The 17,806-nt window shown below is 73.4% G+C and carries 16 protein-coding genes; 12 read left to right on the top strand and 4 right to left on the bottom strand.

The window, feature by feature from the left end:
* Positions 1–39: 39 nt before the first annotated feature.
* On the bottom strand, positions 40–1,449 hold the full coding sequence (gene radA / locus AC07FV_RS19265) for a DNA repair protein RadA (RefSeq protein ID WP_383650632.1): 1,410 nt from the start codon (positions 1,447–1,449) through the stop codon (positions 40–42).
* A gap of 241 nt (positions 1,450–1,690) precedes the next feature.
* Here radA and AC07FV_RS19260 point away from each other — a divergent pair, with 241 nt between their 5' ends.
* The gene (locus AC07FV_RS19260; protein WP_479088629.1) at positions 1,691–3,439 is read left to right on the top strand and encodes a BACON domain-containing protein; all 1,749 of its coding nucleotides are present in this window, start codon (positions 1,691–1,693) and stop codon (positions 3,437–3,439) included.
* Between the two features lie 8 nt (positions 3,440–3,447).
* On the opposite strand, the gene AC07FV_RS19255 is transcribed toward AC07FV_RS19260, so the two are convergent.
* A complete protein-coding gene (locus AC07FV_RS19255; protein WP_479088628.1) occupies positions 3,448–4,260 on the bottom strand; it encodes a DUF3109 family protein in 813 nt (270 codons plus the stop codon).
* A 71-nt stretch (positions 4,261–4,331) separates the two neighbouring features.
* Between AC07FV_RS19255 and AC07FV_RS19250 the strand changes: the two genes are divergently transcribed.
* The 4 genes from AC07FV_RS19250 (at position 4,332) to ilvD (ending at position 8,849) form a co-directional block, all read left to right on the top strand.
* Entirely contained in the window at positions 4,332–5,264 is a 933-nt protein-coding gene (locus AC07FV_RS19250) for a Ppx/GppA family phosphatase (RefSeq protein WP_383650628.1), read from the top strand.
* A 129-nt stretch (positions 5,265–5,393) separates the two neighbouring features.
* A complete protein-coding gene (locus AC07FV_RS19245) occupies positions 5,394–6,251 on the top strand; it encodes a sugar phosphate isomerase/epimerase family protein (protein ID WP_479088627.1) in 858 nt (285 codons plus the stop codon).
* Positions 6,248–6,859, top strand: coding sequence for a TetR/AcrR family transcriptional regulator (locus AC07FV_RS19240; RefSeq protein WP_479088626.1), 612 nt, complete (start codon positions 6,248–6,250; stop codon positions 6,857–6,859). Before AC07FV_RS19245 ends, AC07FV_RS19240 begins: the two co-directional genes overlap by 4 nt.
* A gap of 136 nt (positions 6,860–6,995) precedes the next feature.
* A complete protein-coding gene (gene ilvD, locus AC07FV_RS19235) occupies positions 6,996–8,849 on the top strand; it encodes a dihydroxy-acid dehydratase (protein ID WP_479088625.1) in 1,854 nt (617 codons plus the stop codon).
* Between the two features lie 27 nt (positions 8,850–8,876).
* Here the strand turns inward: ilvD and AC07FV_RS19230 are convergent, their stop codons facing one another.
* Positions 8,877–10,994, bottom strand: coding sequence for a protein kinase domain-containing protein (locus AC07FV_RS19230; protein ID WP_479088624.1), 2,118 nt, complete (start codon positions 10,992–10,994; stop codon positions 8,877–8,879).
* 182 nt (positions 10,995–11,176) lie between these two features.
* Between AC07FV_RS19230 and AC07FV_RS19225 the strand changes: the two genes are divergently transcribed.
* The 7 genes from AC07FV_RS19225 (at position 11,177) to proC (ending at position 15,979) form a co-directional block, all read left to right on the top strand.
* A complete protein-coding gene (locus AC07FV_RS19225; RefSeq protein ID WP_479088623.1) occupies positions 11,177–11,503 on the top strand; it encodes an SH3 domain-containing protein in 327 nt (108 codons plus the stop codon).
* 60 nt (positions 11,504–11,563) lie between these two features.
* The gene (locus AC07FV_RS19220; RefSeq protein WP_479088622.1) at positions 11,564–11,875 is read left to right on the top strand and encodes an SH3 domain-containing protein; all 312 of its coding nucleotides are present in this window, start codon (positions 11,564–11,566) and stop codon (positions 11,873–11,875) included.
* Between the two features lie 43 nt (positions 11,876–11,918).
* Positions 11,919–12,437, top strand: coding sequence for an EamA/RhaT family transporter (locus AC07FV_RS19215; protein ID WP_479088621.1), 519 nt, complete (start codon positions 11,919–11,921; stop codon positions 12,435–12,437).
* A 110-nt stretch (positions 12,438–12,547) separates the two neighbouring features.
* Positions 12,548–13,390: a class I SAM-dependent methyltransferase gene (locus AC07FV_RS19210; RefSeq protein WP_479088620.1), complete on the top strand. Its 843-nt coding sequence runs from the start codon at positions 12,548–12,550 to the stop codon at positions 13,388–13,390.
* 32 nt (positions 13,391–13,422) lie between these two features.
* Positions 13,423–14,235, top strand: coding sequence for an ABC transporter ATP-binding protein (locus AC07FV_RS19205; protein ID WP_479088619.1), 813 nt, complete (start codon positions 13,423–13,425; stop codon positions 14,233–14,235).
* Positions 14,236–14,255: 20 nt separating this feature from the next.
* Positions 14,256–15,044, top strand: a complete 789-nt coding sequence (locus AC07FV_RS19200) for an ABC transporter permease (protein ID WP_479088936.1) — start codon at positions 14,256–14,258, stop codon at positions 15,042–15,044.
* Between the two features lie 122 nt (positions 15,045–15,166).
* On the top strand, positions 15,167–15,979 hold the full coding sequence (proC, locus tag AC07FV_RS19195) for a pyrroline-5-carboxylate reductase (RefSeq protein ID WP_479088618.1): 813 nt from the start codon (positions 15,167–15,169) through the stop codon (positions 15,977–15,979).
* Between the two features lie 74 nt (positions 15,980–16,053).
* Here the strand turns inward: proC and trpS are convergent, their stop codons facing one another.
* Entirely contained in the window at positions 16,054–17,064 is a 1,011-nt protein-coding gene (gene trpS / locus AC07FV_RS19190; RefSeq protein ID WP_479088617.1) for a tryptophan--tRNA ligase, read from the bottom strand.
* Positions 17,065–17,806: the final 742 nt, after the last annotated feature.

Genomic DNA, 17,806 nt, shown 5'->3' with positions numbered 1-17,806 from the left:
CACACTCGGTCGTACGGACGGACGAGACCAGGGCAAAGTCTACCGGCGGTCCTCCTCCTCCCGTGGGGCCTCTCGCCGACGCGAGCGCGGAAGCACCCGTAGGGCGTCCCCTATGTCCGCGACCTCCAGGACCTTCATGCCGTCAGGGACCCGCCCGGGGTCGGTCGGTACCAGGGCGTGGGTGAAGCCCAGGCGGTGCGCCTCGGAGAGCCTGCGCTGCACGCCCGTGACCCGTCTCACCTCTCCGGCGAGGCCGACCTCGCCGATCGCGACGAGGTTCTTGGGCAGCGGGGTGTCGCTCGCGGCACTCGCCAGGGCGAGCGCGACGGCCAGGTCGGCGGCCGGCTCGGAGAGCTTCACCCCGCCCACCGTCGCGGAGTAGATGTCCCTCTTGCCCAGCGCGCTGATGCGGCCGCGCTGTTCCAGGACGGCCAGCATCATGGAGACGCGGGAGGTCTCCAGGCCGGACGTGGTGCGCCGGGGGGAGGGGATCTGGGAGTCGACGGTCAGCGCCTGCACCTCGGCCACCAGCGGACGGCGCCCCTCCAGCGTGACGGTCAGACAGGTGCCGGGCACCGGCTCGGCACGCCGGGTGAGGAACAGCCCGCTGGGGTCGGTCAGGCCGGTGATGCCCTCGTCGTGCAGCTCGAAGCAGCCGACCTCGTCGGTGGTGCCGTACCGGTTCTTGACGCCCCGCACCAGCCTGAGGCGGGCGTGCCGGTCGCCCTCGAAGTGGAGCACGACGTCCACGAGGTGCTCCAGCAGCCGCGGGCCCGCGATGGCGCCGTCCTTGGTGACGTGGCCCACCAGCAGGGTGGACATCCCGCGGTCCTTGGAGGCGCGGATCAGCGCCCCCGCCACTTCCCGCACCTGGGCCATGCCGCCGGGAGCGCCGTCGATCTCGGGAGAGGCCACGGTCTGCACGGAGTCGAGGATCAGCAGCGAGGGCTTGACCGCGTCCAGGTGGCCGAGCACCGCCGCGAGGTCGGTCTCGGCGGCGAGGTACAGGTGGTCGTCGATGGCCTTGATGCGGTCGGCGCGCAGCCGCACCTGGCTGGCCGACTCCTCCCCGGTGACGTAGAGGGTCTTGTGCTCCTCGCTCGCCGACTTGGCCGCCACGTCCAGCAGCAGGGTGGACTTGCCGACGCCGGGCTCGCCCGCGACCAGCACCACGGCGCCCGGTACGAGTCCGCCGCCGAGCACCCGGTCCAGCTCGGGCACGCCGGTCGAGCGCGCGGTGGCCTGCCTGCCGTCGACCTGGCCGATGGGCAGCGCGGAGGTGGTGACGCGCCCCGGCGTCGTCGTACGCACCGCGGGCACGCCGTACTCCTCGACCGTGCCCCACGCCTGGCATTCGGGGCAGCGGCCGAGCCACTTGGCCGTCTGCCAGCCGCACTCGGTGCAGCGGTAGGACGGCCGGTCCTTGGTGGTCTTCGCACGGGCAGCCATGCACGAACCGTAACCGCCCCCACTGACAACGCGGTCCGCACGCCCGCCGGCCCCTCCCGGCCGCCCCGACCGACAGTGCTCCCCAACCGCCCCCGGCCCCCCGATCGGGCCACGTCCGCCCTGAAACGGCCACGGAAAACCGGCCCCCTGTCCCCTTATGAGGGATCGTTTCACCCGTACGGATTAAAAGGGGCCAATGCGCCAGTTCGCGCCACCCATAGGCCCCTACGGTCGCCGAGTGATGAGGAGCAGTCCGGAAACCACGACCCGCACGACCGGCGCACACCGGGCGCACCGGGAAGCGCGTGACCGCACCGCGGCGCGCACGCTGGCGCAACGGCCGCCCGCGCGCTACGACGCGTATCTGGACGGCCTGTTCACCTACTGCCTGTCCGTGCTCTGCGACCACGAGTCCGCGATCGCCGCCCTGGGCGACGTCCTGGCACTCGCCGAGCGCCGCGGCCACCGCGGGCCCGGGTCCGCCGACGACCGCAGGGCCTGGCTCTACGCCCTGGCCCGCTGGGCGTGCCTGCGCAAGCTCGCGGAGGCCAAGCAGAAACGTCCGAGCAGCCACGCGGCGGGCCGCCCGGACGCCGCCCGGCAGCGCACCGCGCAGCAGCGGCCCGCCTCCCCGCCCCCGCCCGCCGGGGACGACGAGGACCAGCGCCGCCACCGCCGCGAACTCGCCCTCCTCGCCTGGCCGGAGGCCGCCGGCACCACCCCGGAGCAGCGCGAGGCGCTCGAACTCGCCGTGCGCCACCACCTCGCCGCCCACGAGGTCGCCGCCGTCCTCGGCATGGACCTGGCGGCCACCCGCGAACTGCTCGCCGCGGCCGCCTGCGAGGTCGAGCGCACCAGCGCCGCGCTGGCCGTCGTCCAGACCGGCACCTGCACGGGCGTGGCCCGTCTCACCGGCGACAACCAGTACGTCCTGAGCGCCGCCCTGCGCCGCGAGCTGGTCCGGCACGTCGACGACTGCCCGCGCTGCCGCCGTACCGCGGAGCGCGCGGTCCCCGGGCGCTGGCCCGGTACCAGCGTGACGCCCGCAGAGCTGCCCGTCCTGGAGGCACCCCGCGCGGCGCTGCACATGGCCATGACGCACCTCCCGCGCGCGGGAGGCGCACCCCGTTTCGACCGGCGCGGTTTCCCGATGGACCCCAAGGACCGCGCGGCCCGGCGGGACCGCCTGCGCGCCCGTGCCGTCACCACCACCGTCGTCGCCACCGTCGTCGCGGCCCCGGTGCTCGCCCTGTGGGCGGCCTACCGCGGCACCCCCGTCGTCGAGGGCGAGGACGGCCGCTCGTCCAGCGCCAGCGAGGGGCACAGCCCCGACGGCCCGGACGGCGCGTCCGCGGGCGGCGCCTACGGCTACGAGAACACCGGCAACACGCGCACCACACCCGGCACCCGCTTCGGCAGGAACGGCAAGGCCGACGTCTCCGTCGAGGTCGTCAGCGTCTCCGGCGCCGGTGCGAAGGGGGCCGGGCACCTCGACGTGACGGCCGGCCACGACGGCGACACCACCCTGATCACCCTCACCGCGACCGGCGACGCCCCCGTGGCCTGGTCCGCGTCCACCGGCGCGTCCTGGCTCTACCTGAGCCAGTCCTCGGGCACCCTGCGCCCCGGCGAGTCACGCACCGTCAAGGTGTACGTCGACCACCTGCGCGAGCCCTCCGGTCACTGGAGCGCACGGGTGGCCGTCTCACCGGCCGGCGCCGTGGTCTCCATCGACGGGTACGGCACGGCGCCCGCCCCCTCCCGTCCGACGCCGCGGCCCAGCACGCCCGACCACTCCCCGCCCCCGACCGACCCGGGTCCCTCGCCGTCCACCTCGGCGCCGCCGGACCCCTCGCCCACCGACGACCCGCCGCCGACCTCGCCCGGCCCCGACCCGACGCCCACCGACGACCCGTCGCCCACCGGCGGCACGGGCGGTTCGTCATCGCCGCCCGGCGACGGCGACGGCCCGAGCCGCTCCGCCCCGTAGCGGCGCGCTCAGCGGACCGGGTCGGCGGGGTGCGGGGCCACCAGGGGCAGCTGCGAGGCGAGCCGCTGCTCGCACAGCTCGACCAGCCGGTCGTAGCCCGCCTTGCCCATCAGCTCGGTCAGCTCCGGCCGGTACGAGACGTACACCGGGTCGCCCGCGCCGTGCGCCGAGGTCGCCGAGGTGCACCACCAGTGCAGGTCGTGCCCGCCGGGACCCCAGCCGCGGCGGTCGTACTCACCGATGGACACCTGGAGCACGCGCGTGTCGTCGGGCCGGTCGATCCACTCGTAGGTCCGCCGGACCGGAAGCTGCCAGCACACGTCGGGCTTGGTCTCCAGCGGCTCCCGCCCCTCCTTCAGGGCCAGGATGTGCAGCGAGCAGCCCGCGCCGCCGGCGAAGCCGGGCCGGTTCTGGAAGATGCACGAGCCCTGGAAGGGCCGGGTCTGGCGGGAGCCCTCGTCGTCCTCGGAGATCCAGCCGCCCCGCATGCCCTCGGCATGGTGCTGCCAGACGTCCGGCGTGAGCCTCGCCACGTGCTCGGCGACCCGCTTCTCGTCGTCCTCGTCGGAGAAGTGGGCGCCCAGCGAGCAGCACCCGTCGTCCGCGCGGCCCGCCTGGATGCCCTGGCAGCCGCTGCCGAAGATGCAGTTCCAGCGAGAGGTCAGCCATGTCAGATCGCAGCGGAAGACCTGTTCGTCGTCCGCCGGGTCCGGAAACTCCACCCACGCGCGCGCGAAGTCGAGCCCCTGCTCGTCGCCCGCTTCGCGCTTCTTGTCCTTCTTGGCCGACTTTTCGTCCTTCGCCTTTTTCGTCTTTGGCACGGTTCCAGGGTAAGTCGCCCGTGCCGGATGACGGCACCACCGCACTCCTCGCTGGCAGTAGCGTTCCGTACATGAGACTCGGTGTCCTGGACGTGGGTTCGAACACGGTGCATCTGCTGGTGGTGGACGCGCACCCGGGCGCGCGCCCGCTGCCCGCCCACTCGCACAAGGCGGAACTGCGCCTCGCCCAGCTCCTCGACGAGGACGGCGCGATCGGTGCCGACGGCGTCGACCGGCTGGTCGCGGTCGTCCGCGAGGCGCTCCAGGCCGCCGAGGACAAGGGCGTCGAGGACCTCCTGCCGTTCGCCACCTCCGCCGTGCGCGAGGCGACCAACGCCGACGACGTCCTCGCGCGCGTGCGGGAGGAGACCGGCGTCGAGCTGACGGTCCTCAGCGGCGCCGAGGAGGCCCGGCTCACCTTCCTCGCCGTGCGCCGCTGGTTCGGCTGGTCCGCGGGCAAGCTGCTGGTCCTCGACATCGGCGGCGGCTCCCTGGAGGTCGCCTACGGCATCGACGAGGAGCCCGACACCGCCGTGTCGCTGCCGCTCGGCGCGGGCCGGCTGACCGCCGCCTGGCTGCCGGGCGACCCGCCCGACGCGGACGACGTCAGGAGACTGCGCCGCCACGTCCGTACGGAGATCGCCCGCACGGTCGGCGACTTCAGCCGCTTCGGCGCCCCGGACCACGTGGTCGCCACCTCCAAGACCTTCCGGCAGCTCGCCCGGATCGCCGGCGCCGCCCGCTCCGCCGAGGGCCTCTACGTGCAACGCGAGCTGAAGCGGGCCTCCCTGGAGGCGTGGGTGCCCCGCCTGGCCGCCATGACCAGTGCCGAGCGCGCCGAGCTGCCGGGCGTCTCCGAGGGCCGCGCGGGCCAGCTCCTCGCCGGTGCCCTGGTCGCCGAGGCCGCGATGGACCTCTTCCACGTGGAGAACCTGGAGGTCTGCCCCTGGGCCCTGCGGGAGGGCGTGATCCTGCGCAGACTCGATCACATGGGACCGGTGTAGCCGCCCCCCGGACGCACCCTGGGGCGCGCCCGGGGACGCATTCTGGGGTGCAGCGGACCGTATGGCACTCGCCACAACGGCGAACGGGCGCCCCGCGGGCACCCGACCGCACCCCGTAACCTGGCCCTCGTGGCAGAACCAAGGGACGTAGTCCGCATCCCGGACGCGAAGGTCGCCCTGTCGACGGCTTCCGTCTACCCGGAGTCGACGGCGACGGCCTTCGAGATCGCCGCACGCCTCGGGTACGACGGCGTCGAAGTCATGGTGTGGACCGATCCGGTCAGCCAGGACCTCGACGCGCTGCGCAGACTCAGCGACTACCACCACATGCCGATCCTGGCCGTGCACGCCCCCTGCCTGCTCATCGCGCAGCGGGTCTGGTCCACCGACCCCTGGGTCAAGCTCCAGCGCGCCCGCGCCGCCGCGGAGAAGCTCGGGGCGGACACCGTCGTCGTCCACCCGCCGTTCCGCTGGCAGCGCCAGTACTCGCGGGACTTCGTCAACGGCATCTGGCGGATGGCGAACGAGACCGACGTGCGGTTCGCCGTCGAGAACATGTACCCCTGGCGCTACCGCGACCGCGAGATGCAGGCGTACGCCCCCGACTGGGACGTGACGAAGGACGACTACCGCCACTTCACGATCGACCTGAGCCACGCCGCGACCTCCCGCAGCGACGCGCTGGACATGCTCGACCGCATGGGCGACCGCCTGGGCCATCTCCACCTCGCCGACGGCAGGGGCTCCGCCAAGGACGAGCACCTCGTCCCCGGCCGCGGCAACCAGCCCTGCGCGGAGGTGCTGGAACGCGTCGCCGGCTCCGGCTTCGACGGCCATGTCGTCATCGAGGTCAACACCCGTCGCGCGATGTCCAGCGCCGAACGTGAGGCCGATCTCGCCGAGGCCCTGGCCTTCACGCGCCACCACCTGGCCTCGGCGGGCACCGCGGACGCGCCGGCGGACCCGGCGAAGGCGCACCGGCGATGAGCGCCCCGGCCGGAGGCACCCGGCGCCGCGGCCGCCCCCCGCGCACGGAGTCCGCCGGCACCCGCGACCGCATCCTGACCGCGGCCCGCGAGGAGTTCTCCGAGCGCGGCTACGAGAAGACGTCCGTACGCGGCATCGCCAAGGCCGCCGGCGTCGACCCGGCACTGGTCCACCACTACTTCGGCACCAAGGAGCAGGTCTTCGAGGCGGCGATCGAGGTCGCCCTCGCCCCCGTCCGCGGGGCCTCCGGAGCGGTCGCCGACGGGTCCGCCGACGGGGTCGGCGAGCGGCTCACCCGCTTCTTCTTCGGTCTCTGGGAGAACCCGGCCACCCGCACCCCGCTGCTGGCCATCGTCCGCTCCGCCTTCGACAACGAGACCGCCGCCGCCGTCTTCCGCCGCCTGGTCGCCGCACAGCTGCTGCGCCGTGTCGCCGCCCAGCTGGACGTGCCGGACGCGGAGCTGCGCACCGAGCTGGCGGCCGCCCAGCTGGTCGGGTGCGCGGTGCTCCGCTACGTGATCAAGGCGGAGCCGCTGGCCTCGGCCGACCCGGAGCAGCTCGTCGCCCGCATCGCACCGGTCGTACAGGGCCACCTCACCGGCCCCTGAGCGCGCCCCCCGCGGTGCCGTACCGCGAGACGCGCGTCCCGTATTCCGGACACCCTGTCCCGGGTCCTGGATGACCGGCGTACGCTCGACGGCAGTCATTACTCTCCCAACGAGCCCACGAGCGAGGCGAGCGACGATGCCCGAGCTGAGGTCCCGCACAGTCACCCACGGCCGCAACATGGCGGGCGCCCGCGCCCTGATGCGCGCCTCCGGTGTACCCGGCGCGGACATCGGCCGGAAGCCGATCATCGCCGTCGCCAACAGCTTCACGGAGTTCGTGCCGGGCCACACCCACCTCGCGCCGGTCGGCCGGATCGTCAGCGAGGCGGTCGTCGCGGCCGGCGGCATCCCGCGCGAGTTCAACACCATCGCCGTCGACGACGGCATCGCCATGGGCCACGGCGGCATGCTGTACTCCCTGCCCTCCCGCGACCTGATCGCGGACAGTGTGGAGTACATGGTCGAGGCGCACTGCGCCGACGCCCTGATCTGCATCTCCAACTGCGACAAGATCACCCCGGGCATGCTCAACGCGGCGCTCCGCCTGAACATCCCCACGGTCTTCGTCTCCGGCGGCCCCATGGAGTCCGGTCGCGCCACCCTGGTCGACGGCACGGTCCGCACCCTGGACCTGGTCGACGCGATGTCGGAGGCGGTCAACGACAAGATCTCCGACGAGGACATCCTCCGCATCGAGGAGAACGCCTGTCCCACCTGCGGCTCCTGTTCCGGCATGTTCACCGCCAACTCGATGAACTGCCTCACCGAGGCCATCGGCCTCTCCCTGCCCGGCAACGGCTCGGTGCTGGCCACCCACACCGCCCGCAAGGCGCTCTACGAGAACGCCGCCCGCACGGTGCTGGACCTGACCCGCCGCTACTACGAGCAGGACGACGACTCGGTCCTGCCCCGCAACATCGCCACCCCCGCGGCCTTCGGGAACGCCATGGCGCTGGACATCGCGATGGGCGGCTCCACCAACACGATCCTGCACCTGCTGGCCGCCGCCCAGGAGGCGGAGGTCCCCTTCGGCCTCACCGAGATGGACGCCCTCTCGCGCCGCGTCCCGTGCCTCGCCAAGGTCGCCCCCAACGTGGCCAAGGACCGCACGTACTACATGGAGGACGTGCACCGCGCCGGCGGCATCCCCGCCCTCCTCGGCGAACTGCACCGCGCCGGCCTGCTCGACGAGGACGTCCACTCCGTGCACAGCCCCTCGCTGGCCGACTGGCTCAAGACCTGGGACGTCCGGGGTGGCTCCCCCGCCCCCGAGGCCGTCGAGCTGTGGCACGCGGCCCCCGGCTGCAAGCGCTCCGCCGAGGCCTTCTCCCAGTCCGAGCGCTGGGACTCCCTCGACCAGGACGCCGAGGGCGGCTGCATCCGCTCCGTCGAGCACGCCTACTCCGAGGACGGCGGCCTCGCGGTCCTGCGCGGCAACCTCGCCGCCGACGGCTGCGTGGTGAAGACGGCCGGCGTCGACGAGTCCATCTGGACCTTCGAGGGCCCGGCGGTCGTCTGCGAGTCGCAGGAGGAGGCCGTCCAGAAGATCCTCACCCAGCAGGTCAAGGAGGGCGACGTCGTCGTCATCCGCTACGAGGGCCCCAAGGGCGGCCCCGGCATGCAGGAGATGCTCTACCCGACCTCGTACCTGAAGGGCCGCGGTCTCGGGAAGACCTGCGCCCTGGTCACCGACGGCCGCTTCTCCGGCGGCACCTCGGGTCTGTCCATCGGCCACGCCTCGCCCGAGGCGGCCGCGGGCGGCACCATCGCCCTCGTCGAGGACGGCGACCGGGTCCGCATCGACATCCCGAACCGCTCCATCGAACTGCTCGTCGACGACGCCGAACTGGCCCGCCGCGACCAGGCCCTGGGCGGCAGGTACGCCCCGAGGAACCGCGACCGCAAGGTCTCCGCGGCCCTGAAGGCGTACGCCGCGATGGCGACCAGCGCCGACAAGGGCGCGGTGCGGGACGTCAGCAAGCTGGGCTGACCGCGGTCCTTCCGGACGCCGGACCCCTCACCAGGCCGAGGGGGCCCGGCCGTCCACGGCGAATACGGAGCCGTTCGGCGCGGTGGCGTGGACGCGCCCGTGCGCGATCACGGGCGCGGGCAGTGCCGCCGCGACCCGGTCGGTGTCCGCGGCGACCCGGGGCGGTGTCTGCCCGAGCAGGCGCCCCGAGCGCGCGTCCACCGCGAGGAGCCGGCCGTCCGGCGCCGTGACGTAGACGTGCCGGGCGTCCGAGGCGGGAGCGGACCCCCGGGACACCGACGTCTCGAGGTGCCACAGCTCCTCGCCCGTCTCCGTGTCGACGGCCTGCAGCGCACCGCCGGCACTCATGAGGTGGACGACGTCCCCGCTGACGGAGGCCTGCACGTCCTGCCGCGGCACGGGCAGCGTCACCCGGTCCGTCGCCCCGGTCCCCGGGGTGTGGCGCACGACGGCGACGGTGTCGCCGGACGTCCGGTCCAGGGAGAGGAAGTACACCGATCCCCCCTGGGCGCCCACGGGCCGCAGCGTCCCCTCCAGCCGGGTGTCCCAGCGGACGCGGCCCGACCGCGGGTCCAGCGCCGTCACCCGGGTACGGGACCCGTCCGCGGACGGCGTGACCGCGTAGGCGCCCGGGGCACCGGGGAACCAGGCGAGGGACGCCCCGTCCAGCCCGGGGACCGGGGTCCTCCAACCGGTGTCGCCCGAGGCGCCGTCGATCCCGGTCACGACACCGTTCGCGCCGGTCACCAGCAGTGTGTCACCGGCGAAGCGCGTGGAGCCGGACGGACGGTCGTCGCGGTGCCAGACGCTCCGGCCGGTCGCCGGGTCGAGGGCTTCGAGGCGCGGGCCGCCGTCCGTGTAGGCGTGGACGAGCCCGCCGGACACCACGGGCGCGCTGCCGACGGTCTCGGTGGCGACGGCGTGCCGCCACAGCAGGCGGCCGTCGGACGTGTCGAGGGCGAAGACCACTCCCGGCTGGGCGCAGAACAGCGCTTCCGGCCCGGCGGAGCACTGAGGCATCCCGCCGCCCGGTGCCACGGGCTCCGCCACCCAGGTGCCGCCCGTCTCGGCCGGGGCGCGCGCCGGGGACTCCCCGGCACCGTCCCCTCCCGCCCACGGACGGGCGACGAGGCCCACCAGCACGACCAGACCGATCGCCCCGGCCACCACCAGCGCCCTCCGGCCGGGGCGCCGCCCCACCGGACGGCGCACGGGCCCCTCGCCCTCCTCACCGGAGGACGCCGCGCTGCCCCCGGTGGGTGCGCCCGCCTCCTCGCCGGCCCGTTGCGCCGGTATGAACACCTGCGTGTCGTACGCGGCCGCCACCGACCGCAGCTCCCGCATCAGCTCGTCCGGCGTCGGCCGGTCGTCCGGCTCCTTGGCGAGGCACCGCAGCACCAGCGGCGCGAGCGTCCCGGGTACGCCGGTCAGATCGGGCTCGTCGTGCACGACCTGGTAGGCGACGACGTACGGGCTGTCGGAGTCGAACGGCCCGCGTCCGGTCGCCGCGTGCACCATGAGCGACCCGAGGGCGAAGACGTCGGCGGCCGGACCCACCTCGCGGGGCCGCCGGAACTGCTCCGGCGCCATGAACGGCGGCGTGCCGATCAGTTTGCCCGTCTCGGTGCGCAGTTCGCTGTTCTTCGGCCGGGAGATGCCGAAGTCGATGAGCTTGGGCCCGTCCTCGGCGAGCAGCACGTTGCTCGGTTTCAGGTCCCGGTGCACCACCCCGACCCGGTGGATGTCCCGCAGCGCCTCGGCGAGCCCCGCCATCAGCCGGCGCAACTGGTCCACGTCCATGGGCCCGTTCCGCTTCACCTGCTCCGAGAGGGTCGGGCCGGGGATGTAGAGGGTGGCCATCCAGGGCCGTGCGGCGTCCGGGTCGGCATCGACGACCGGCGCCGTGAAGGCCCCGCTCACCTGCCGGGCCGCGGCGACCTCCTGCCGGAAACGCCCCCTGAACTCGGGATCCTCGGCGTACGGCGCATGCACGATCTTCACCGCGACGCGCATCCCGGAGGTGCTGCGCGCCAGATGCACGACGCCCATGCCCCCCGAACCGAGACAGGACTCCAGGCGGTAGTGACCGGCGTACTGCGGAAGTTCCGCTTCCGTGCCCGCCCCGGCGTTCCGCTGCGGCGCCATGGAACCACCCCCGTGCTGTTCGTCCGCGCGCGCGACGCTCGGAGCCTAGTCGATGGTTCGTACGGGACCGAGGCGGCTTGCTAGCCTCCGCGTGCGAGTCGCGAACGGGTGTTTCGTGGCTTGTTCCAGGGGAATCAACGTGGCCCCACGACACTCGTGGGGCTCAACGGGGGGAGCATCACATGGCAGTCGACCGCGCACAGGAAGCCGGCGCCGAGACGGCGACCACGCTCGCGGGGGCCGCGGGAGTCGCCGCGGTCGTCCGGTACTACTCGGTGGCCCCGGGGGTCCGCCTCAACGTCCGCAGCGGCCCCGGCACCGGCTACGGCATCGTGCGGGTCCTGCCCGAGGGCGCCCAGGTCCCCATCTACTGCCAGCGGCCGGGCACGGCGGTGGCCGGCCCGTACGGCACGAGCACGATCTGGGACAACGTCGGCAACGGCCAGTACGTCTCGGACGCCTACGTGCGGACCGGCAGCGACGGCTACGTCGCCTCCCGGTGCGCCTGATCACTCCGACACGGAAGGAAGACGGCCAGGAGACGCGCCAGACGTAGGTCACTCCTGGCCGTGGGCGCCGCCGGCGCGCTGCTCACCCTGGTGGGCGCGACCGCCGCCCGAGCGGTGGCCGCCGTCAGCTCCTACCCGGTCGCCCCGGGTTACCAGGTGAACGTCCGCAGAGGCCCCGGCACGAACTACGCGATCGTCCGCGTCCTCGGCGTGGGGGCGAAGGTCGCGATCCACTGCCGGACACAGGGGACGAGGGAGTCGGGCCCGTACGGCACGTCGGCCGTCCGGGACGACATCGGCAGCGGCCAGTTCGTCCCGGACGCCTACGTGCGGACCGGCAGCGACGGCTACGTCGCCCCGCGCTGCGCCTGATCCCACCCGGAGCCCGCGGCACATCCGGCGCCATAATCGAACCGTGAGCGCAGAGAACGGTACGCACGGCATCCCGGACACCCCCGCGGGCTCCCCCGTCCCCGCCGGCCCCCGCCCCGAACCCATCCGGTTCTACGGCACGACCTGGGTGCACCACGACCACGGCTACCCCGCGCGCCGGGCCGGCCTGGCCGTCGGCTCCCTCGCCGCGGCGGTCGCCGCCTGTGTCGTCCTGCGCATCGCCTACGACGGCCTCCGGATCGCCGACGTGGGCAGCGCCGTCTCGCTGCTGATGGTCGTGATGTTCGCGGTGTGCAGCGCCCTGGCCTTCCGGCACACCTGGTCCACCTTCACCAGCCGCCCCGACCCCGACCGCCAGGCCTCCCTGCGCGGCCTGCTGGCCATCGGCTTCGTCGGCTCCCTCCTCGCCTACTTCCTCCGCACCTTCACCGAGGCCCCGGGCGAGAAACTCCACCGCGCCGAGTACGAGAAGGCCCGCGAGGAGTACGAGAAGCGCACCACCCGCCGCTCGGGCAACCCCTCCAGAAAGCGCCGCCGCTGACCTCACGCCCCCCGGCGCCGCACCCCGCCCCAACCCCGCGCCCCAGCCACGGCATCCATCCCCCCCCGGGCACCCCTTCCCGCCCCCCACCCGGCCCCCACCATGGCCGTATGACGACACCCGGCACCACCCCTGACACCACCCCGAACACCACCCCGCCCCCCGCCGGAACCCCCCGCGCCGCCGAAGTCCCCCGCACCACCCGGGCCCACTCCTTCAACGCGGCCGCCGCCCAGTACGCGGCCAACCGCCCCTCCTACCCGCCCGCCCTCCTCGACGCGCTGGAGGAACTGACCGGCCGCCCCCTGGCCGGCTCCCGCGTGGTGGACGTCGGCGCCGGCACGGGCATCGCCACCGCCCTCCTGCACGCGCGCGGCGCCGACGTGATCGCCGTCGAACCCGGCGCGGGCATGGCCGCGGAGTTCCGGCGCGCCCTCCCCGACGTCCCCGTCCTCCGGGGCAGCGGCAACGCCCTCCCGCTCGCCGGCCACAGCGCCGACCTCCTCACCTACGCCCAGGCCTGGCACTGGACCGACCCCGACCGGGCCGTGCCGGAGGCGTTGCGCGTGCTGCGTCCCGGCGGCGCGCTGGCCCTGTGGTGGAACACCGCGGCCCTCGACGTGCCGTGGATCGCGGCGGCGGCCGACCGTGTGGACCGCCACTTCGGCCTCGCGCTCTCCGCCGAGCAACGCGCGGTCGGAGCCCGCACCGCGGAGCCGGCCGGCCTGCTCGACTTCGTCGACCGCACCGTCCGCTGGAGCCGCCGCGTCCCGCTCGACACCCACCTCGCCAACCTCGGCAGCCGCTCGGTCTTCCTGACGGACGGCGAGGACCGCGGCGCCGCCTTCCTCGCCGAGGAGCGCTGGCACCTCCTGGCCGACTTCCCGGACGGCGTCGTCGAGGAGACGTACGACGTCCGCCTCCTGCTCGCCAGGGCCCCCGAGACCGCTTGACGGCACCTGGGCGGGAGAGCATTATTCATCACATGATGAATTACATCTCCCGCCCTCCCGACCCCCCGCACCCGGCCCCCGCCGCCCCCGCCGTCCGCGCCGAGGACCTCACCGTCGTCCGCGGCCCCCGCACCGTCCTGCGCTCCCTCGGCTTCACCGTTCCGCCGGGCCGGATCACCGGCCTCCTCGGCCCCTCCGGCTGCGGCAAGTCGACCCTGATGCGCGCGATCGCCGGCACCCAGGCGAAGGTCACCGGCACCCTGGACGTCCTCGGCCGCCCGGCCGGCCACCCGGCCCTGCGCACCCGCATCGGCTACGTCACCCAGGCCCCCTCCGTCTTCGACGACCTGACCGTCCGCCAGAACCTGGACTACTTCGCCGCGATACTCGACCCCGGCCGCGCCGCCGCCGACCGCCGCCACGAGCACGTCACCCGGGCCGTCGCCGACGTCGACCTCACCGCCCACGCCGACGCCCTGGCCGGCAACCTCTCCGGCGGCCAGCGCAGCCGCGTCTCCCTCGCCGTCGCCCTTCTCGGCACCCCCGAGCTGCTGGTCCTCGACGAACCGACCGTCGGACTCGACCCCGTCCTGCGCCGCGACCTGTGGGCCCTCTTCCGCTCCCTCGCCGCCGACCGCGGCGCCACCCTCCTCGTCTCCTCCCACGTCATGGACGAGGCCGAGCGCTGCGACCGCCTGCTCCTGATGCGCGAGGGCCAGGTCCTCGCCGACGACAGCCCCGACGCCCTGCGCACCCGCACCGCCGCCGAGACGGTCGAGGAGGCCTTCCTCCACCTCGTGGACGAGGCGACCGAGGCGGCCCGCGCGAAGGAGACCATCCGATGACCACACGGACGACCACGCAGATGACCACGCCGACGACCCCGACCGCCGCGCCCCCCGCCCCCACCCGCCCCCTGAGCCCCGCCCGCACCACGGCCACCGCGACCCGCGTCGTGCGCCAGCTCGCCCACGACCCCCGCACGATCGCCCTGCTGCTCCTGATCCCCTGCGTGATGCTGTTCCTGCTGCGGTACGTCTTCGACGGCAGCCCGCGCACCTTCGACAACATCGGCGCCTCGCTGCTCGGGATCTTCCCGCTGATCACGATGTTCCTGGTCACCTCGATCGCGACCCTGCGCGAACGCACCTCCGGCACCCTCGAACGCCTCCTGGCCATGCCGCTGGGCAAGGCCGACCTCATCGCGGGCTACGCCCTCGCCTTCGGAGCCCTCGCCATCGTCCAGTCGGCCCTCGCGACCGGCCTGGCGGTCTGGTTCCTGGGCCTCGACGTCACCGGCAGCCCCTGGCTCCTCCTCCTGGTCGCCCTGCTGGACGCCCTCCTGGGCACCGCGCTCGGCCTCTTCGTCTCGGCCTTCGCGGCCTCCGAGTTCCAGGCGGTCCAGTTCATGCCGGCCGTGATCTTCCCCCAGCTCCTCCTCTGCGGCCTCTTCACCCCGCGCGACGACATGCACCCGGCCCTGGAGGCCGTCTCCGACGTCCTGCCCATGTCCTACGCGGTCGACGGCATGAACGAGGTCCTGCGCCACACCGACATGACGGCCGCCTTCGTACGGGACGCCCTGGTCGTGGCGGGATGCGCCCTCCTCGTCCTCGCCCTGGGCGCCGCCACCCTCAAACGCCGCACGGCGTAGCGCACGGCGGCGCCCCGGCCGACGTCCCGCCCACTGGACGCCCCACTCCCACGCCTCCCGGGAGTGCGAGGATGACGACGGACGACGCACCCCGGAGGGGACCCCAGGAGGGCACCGAAAACATGAGCCAGAAAGTCGCAGTCCTCGGCACCGGCAAGATCGGTGAAGCCCTGCTCAGCGGAATGATCGGCGCCGGCTGGGCACCCGCCGACCTCCTGGTCACGGCCCGCCGCCGGGAACGGGCCGAGGAACTCCGCACCCGCCACGGAGTCACCCCCGTCACCAACGCCGAGGCCGCGAAGTCCGCCGACACCCTCATCCTCACGGTCAAGCCGCAGGACATGGGCACCCTCCTCGACGAGCTGGCGCCGCACGTCCCCGCCGACCGCCTGGTGATCAGCGGCGCGGCCGGCATCCCGACGTCCTTCTTCGAGGAGCGCCTCGCTCCCGGCACCCCGGTCGTCCGCGTCATGACGAACACCCCGGCCCTCGTCGACGAGGCCATGTCCGTCATCTCCGCCGGCACCCACGCCACCGCCGGGCACCTGGCGCACACCGAGGAGATCTTCGGCGCCGTCGGCAAGACCCTCCGCGTCCCCGAGTCCCAGCAGGACGCCTGCACCGCCCTCTCCGGCTCCGGCCCGGCGTACTTCTTCTACCTGGTCGAAGCGATGACCGACGCCGGCATCCTCCTCGGCCTGCCCCGCGACAAGGCCCACGACCTGATCGTCCAGTCCGCGATCGGCGCCGCGACCATGCTCCGCGACAGCGGAGAGCACCCGGTGAGGCTCCGCGAGAACGTGACGTCCCCGGCCGGCACCACGATCAACGCCATCCGGGAACTGGAGAACCACGGCGTCCGCGCGGCTCTCATCGCCGCCCTCGAAGCCGCCCGCGACCGCAGCCGCGAACTGGCCTCCGGCACCAAGGACTGACACCCGGGACCACGTACCCGAGGCACCCGCCGCGGGGGAGCACCCCGCGGCGGTCCGGGCCCCGGCCCGCGGGACTACCGGCCCCCGCCCACCGGTGACAACAGCCCGATCGCCCGGTAGGCGGCGTCCACGGTGGGCCGGGCCATGGCCCGGGCCTTCTCCGCGCCCTCACGCAGCACCCGCTCCACATGACCGGGATCGGCGCACAGCTCCTTGTGCCGGTCCTGCACGGGCCGCAACACCTCGACCACCGCCTCCGCGGTGTCCTTCTTCAACGCGCCGTACGAGTCGTACGCGCCCGCCAGTGCCGCCGGCTCCCCGCCCGTGCAGGCGGCGAGGATCTCCAGCAGGTTCGCGAGCCCGGGCCGCTCCGCCGGGTCGTACACGACGTCCCGCCCGCTGTCGGTCACGGCCCGCGCGACCTTCCTGCGCACCACGTCCGGCTCGTCGAGCAGATAGACGATCCCGGGCCCGACGTCGTCGCTCTTCCCCATCTTCGCCGTCGGCTCCTGCAGGTTCATCACCCGCGCCGCCACCGCCGGGTGGGTGGCCCGCGGCACCACGAACGTGTGCCCGTACCGCTGGTTGAACCGCACCGCGAGGTCCCGCGCCAGCTCCACGTGCTGTGTCTGGTCACTCCCGACCGGCACGTCGTCCGTCCCGTACGCCAGGATGTCGGCCGCCATCAGCACGGGATACGTCAGCAGCGACAGCCGCACGCTCCCGCCCCGCTCCCTTTCCCGCGCGGCCTTCTCCTTGTACTGGATCATCCGCCGCATCTCCCCGTCCGTGGCGACGCACTCCAGCAGGTACGACAGCCGCGCGTGCTCGTCGACGTGACTCTGCACGAACACGGTGCACAGGTCAGGGTCCAGCCCCGCCGCCAGCAACAAGGACGCCGCCTGCCGGCTCAGTCTCCGCACCCGCGCGGGGTCGTGGTCCACGGTCAGCGCGTGCAGGTCGACGACGCAGAACAGAGCGTCCGACCGGTGCTGGTCCTCCGCGGCCCACTGCCGCATGGCCCCCAGATAGTTCCCCAGCGTCAGGTGTCCGGTCGGCTTGACCCCACTGAAGACCCGTGTCATTCCTCTACCTCCTGGTCAGGGCCGCCACCACCGTCGGCCGCCCCTCCCGGAGGGAGATACGAGAACGGCCGCCGAAGCGGCGGCCGTTGAGTGCACACGTACGTACGGCCGCCGTCAGGCGGCCCACCAGAGCTGGGTACACGTACGCGTCGTCACGCCTCCCACAGTACGCCCGCGCAGGCCCCCGGGCTCGGGGTTTGACACACCGGTCCCGCGCTCGTAGTGTTCTCCGAGTTGTCCGACGTGAGCGCCGACCCCGGTCGGTCCCCGGACAGCGATTCCGCAAGTACCAACCACTCTTCGACGAACAGTCGCGTTGTCGGCGTCGTCCACGTGTGTGCGTGTGTATTTACGGAATGAGGAATCCACGTTCGAAAGGACGCGCCCCCGATTAGCAAGGGGGGCGGGAATCCGCTAGAGTCTCACCTCGTTGAAACGGCCCAACAGCCGCGGAGACACCCCCTTCTGACGGGGAATCAGGGCCGAAAGGATCTGATAGAGTCGGAAGCGCCGGAAAGGGAAACGCGAAAGCGAGAACCTGGAAAGCACCGAGGAAATCGGATCGGAAAGATCTGATAGAGTCGGAGACGCAAGACCGAAGGGAAGCGCCCGGAGGAAAGCCTGAGAGAGTCTCTCGGGTGAGTACAAAGGAAGCGTCCGTTCCTTGAGAACTCAACAGCGTGCCAAAAGTCAACGCCAGATATGTTGATACCCCGACCTGATCGGATCTCCGATGAGGTTG

The sequence above is a fragment of the Streptomyces sp. NPDC045956 genome (assembly GCF_056430705.1).
This window is presented reverse-complemented; position numbering and strand designations above follow the sequence as displayed.

Excerpts from the sequence above, each read along its gene's own strand:
- radA (WP_383650632.1), bottom strand. The coding sequence starts at position 1,449 with ATGGCTGCCCGTGCGAAGACCACCAAGGACCGGCCGTCCTACCGCTGC.
- AC07FV_RS19260 (WP_479088629.1), top strand. The coding sequence starts at position 1,691 with ATGAGGAGCAGTCCGGAAACCACGACCCGCACGACCGGCGCACACCGG.
- AC07FV_RS19250 (WP_383650628.1), top strand. The coding sequence starts at position 4,332 with ATGAGACTCGGTGTCCTGGACGTGGGTTCGAACACGGTGCATCTGCTG.
- AC07FV_RS19240 (WP_479088626.1), top strand. The coding sequence starts at position 6,248 with ATGAGCGCCCCGGCCGGAGGCACCCGGCGCCGCGGCCGCCCCCCGCGC.
- ilvD (WP_479088625.1), top strand. The coding sequence starts at position 6,996 with ATGCCCGAGCTGAGGTCCCGCACAGTCACCCACGGCCGCAACATGGCG.
- AC07FV_RS19230 (WP_479088624.1), bottom strand. The coding sequence starts at position 10,994 with ATGGCGCCGCAGCGGAACGCCGGGGCGGGCACGGAAGCGGAACTTCCG.
- AC07FV_RS19225 (WP_479088623.1), top strand. The coding sequence starts at position 11,177 with ATGGCAGTCGACCGCGCACAGGAAGCCGGCGCCGAGACGGCGACCACG.
- AC07FV_RS19210 (WP_479088620.1), top strand. The coding sequence starts at position 12,548 with ATGACGACACCCGGCACCACCCCTGACACCACCCCGAACACCACCCCG.
- AC07FV_RS19205 (WP_479088619.1), top strand. The coding sequence starts at position 13,423 with ATGATGAATTACATCTCCCGCCCTCCCGACCCCCCGCACCCGGCCCCC.
- AC07FV_RS19200 (WP_479088936.1), top strand. The coding sequence starts at position 14,256 with ATGACCACGCCGACGACCCCGACCGCCGCGCCCCCCGCCCCCACCCGC.
- proC (WP_479088618.1), top strand. The coding sequence starts at position 15,167 with ATGAGCCAGAAAGTCGCAGTCCTCGGCACCGGCAAGATCGGTGAAGCC.
- trpS (WP_479088617.1), bottom strand. The coding sequence starts at position 17,064 with ATGACACGGGTCTTCAGTGGGGTCAAGCCGACCGGACACCTGACGCTG.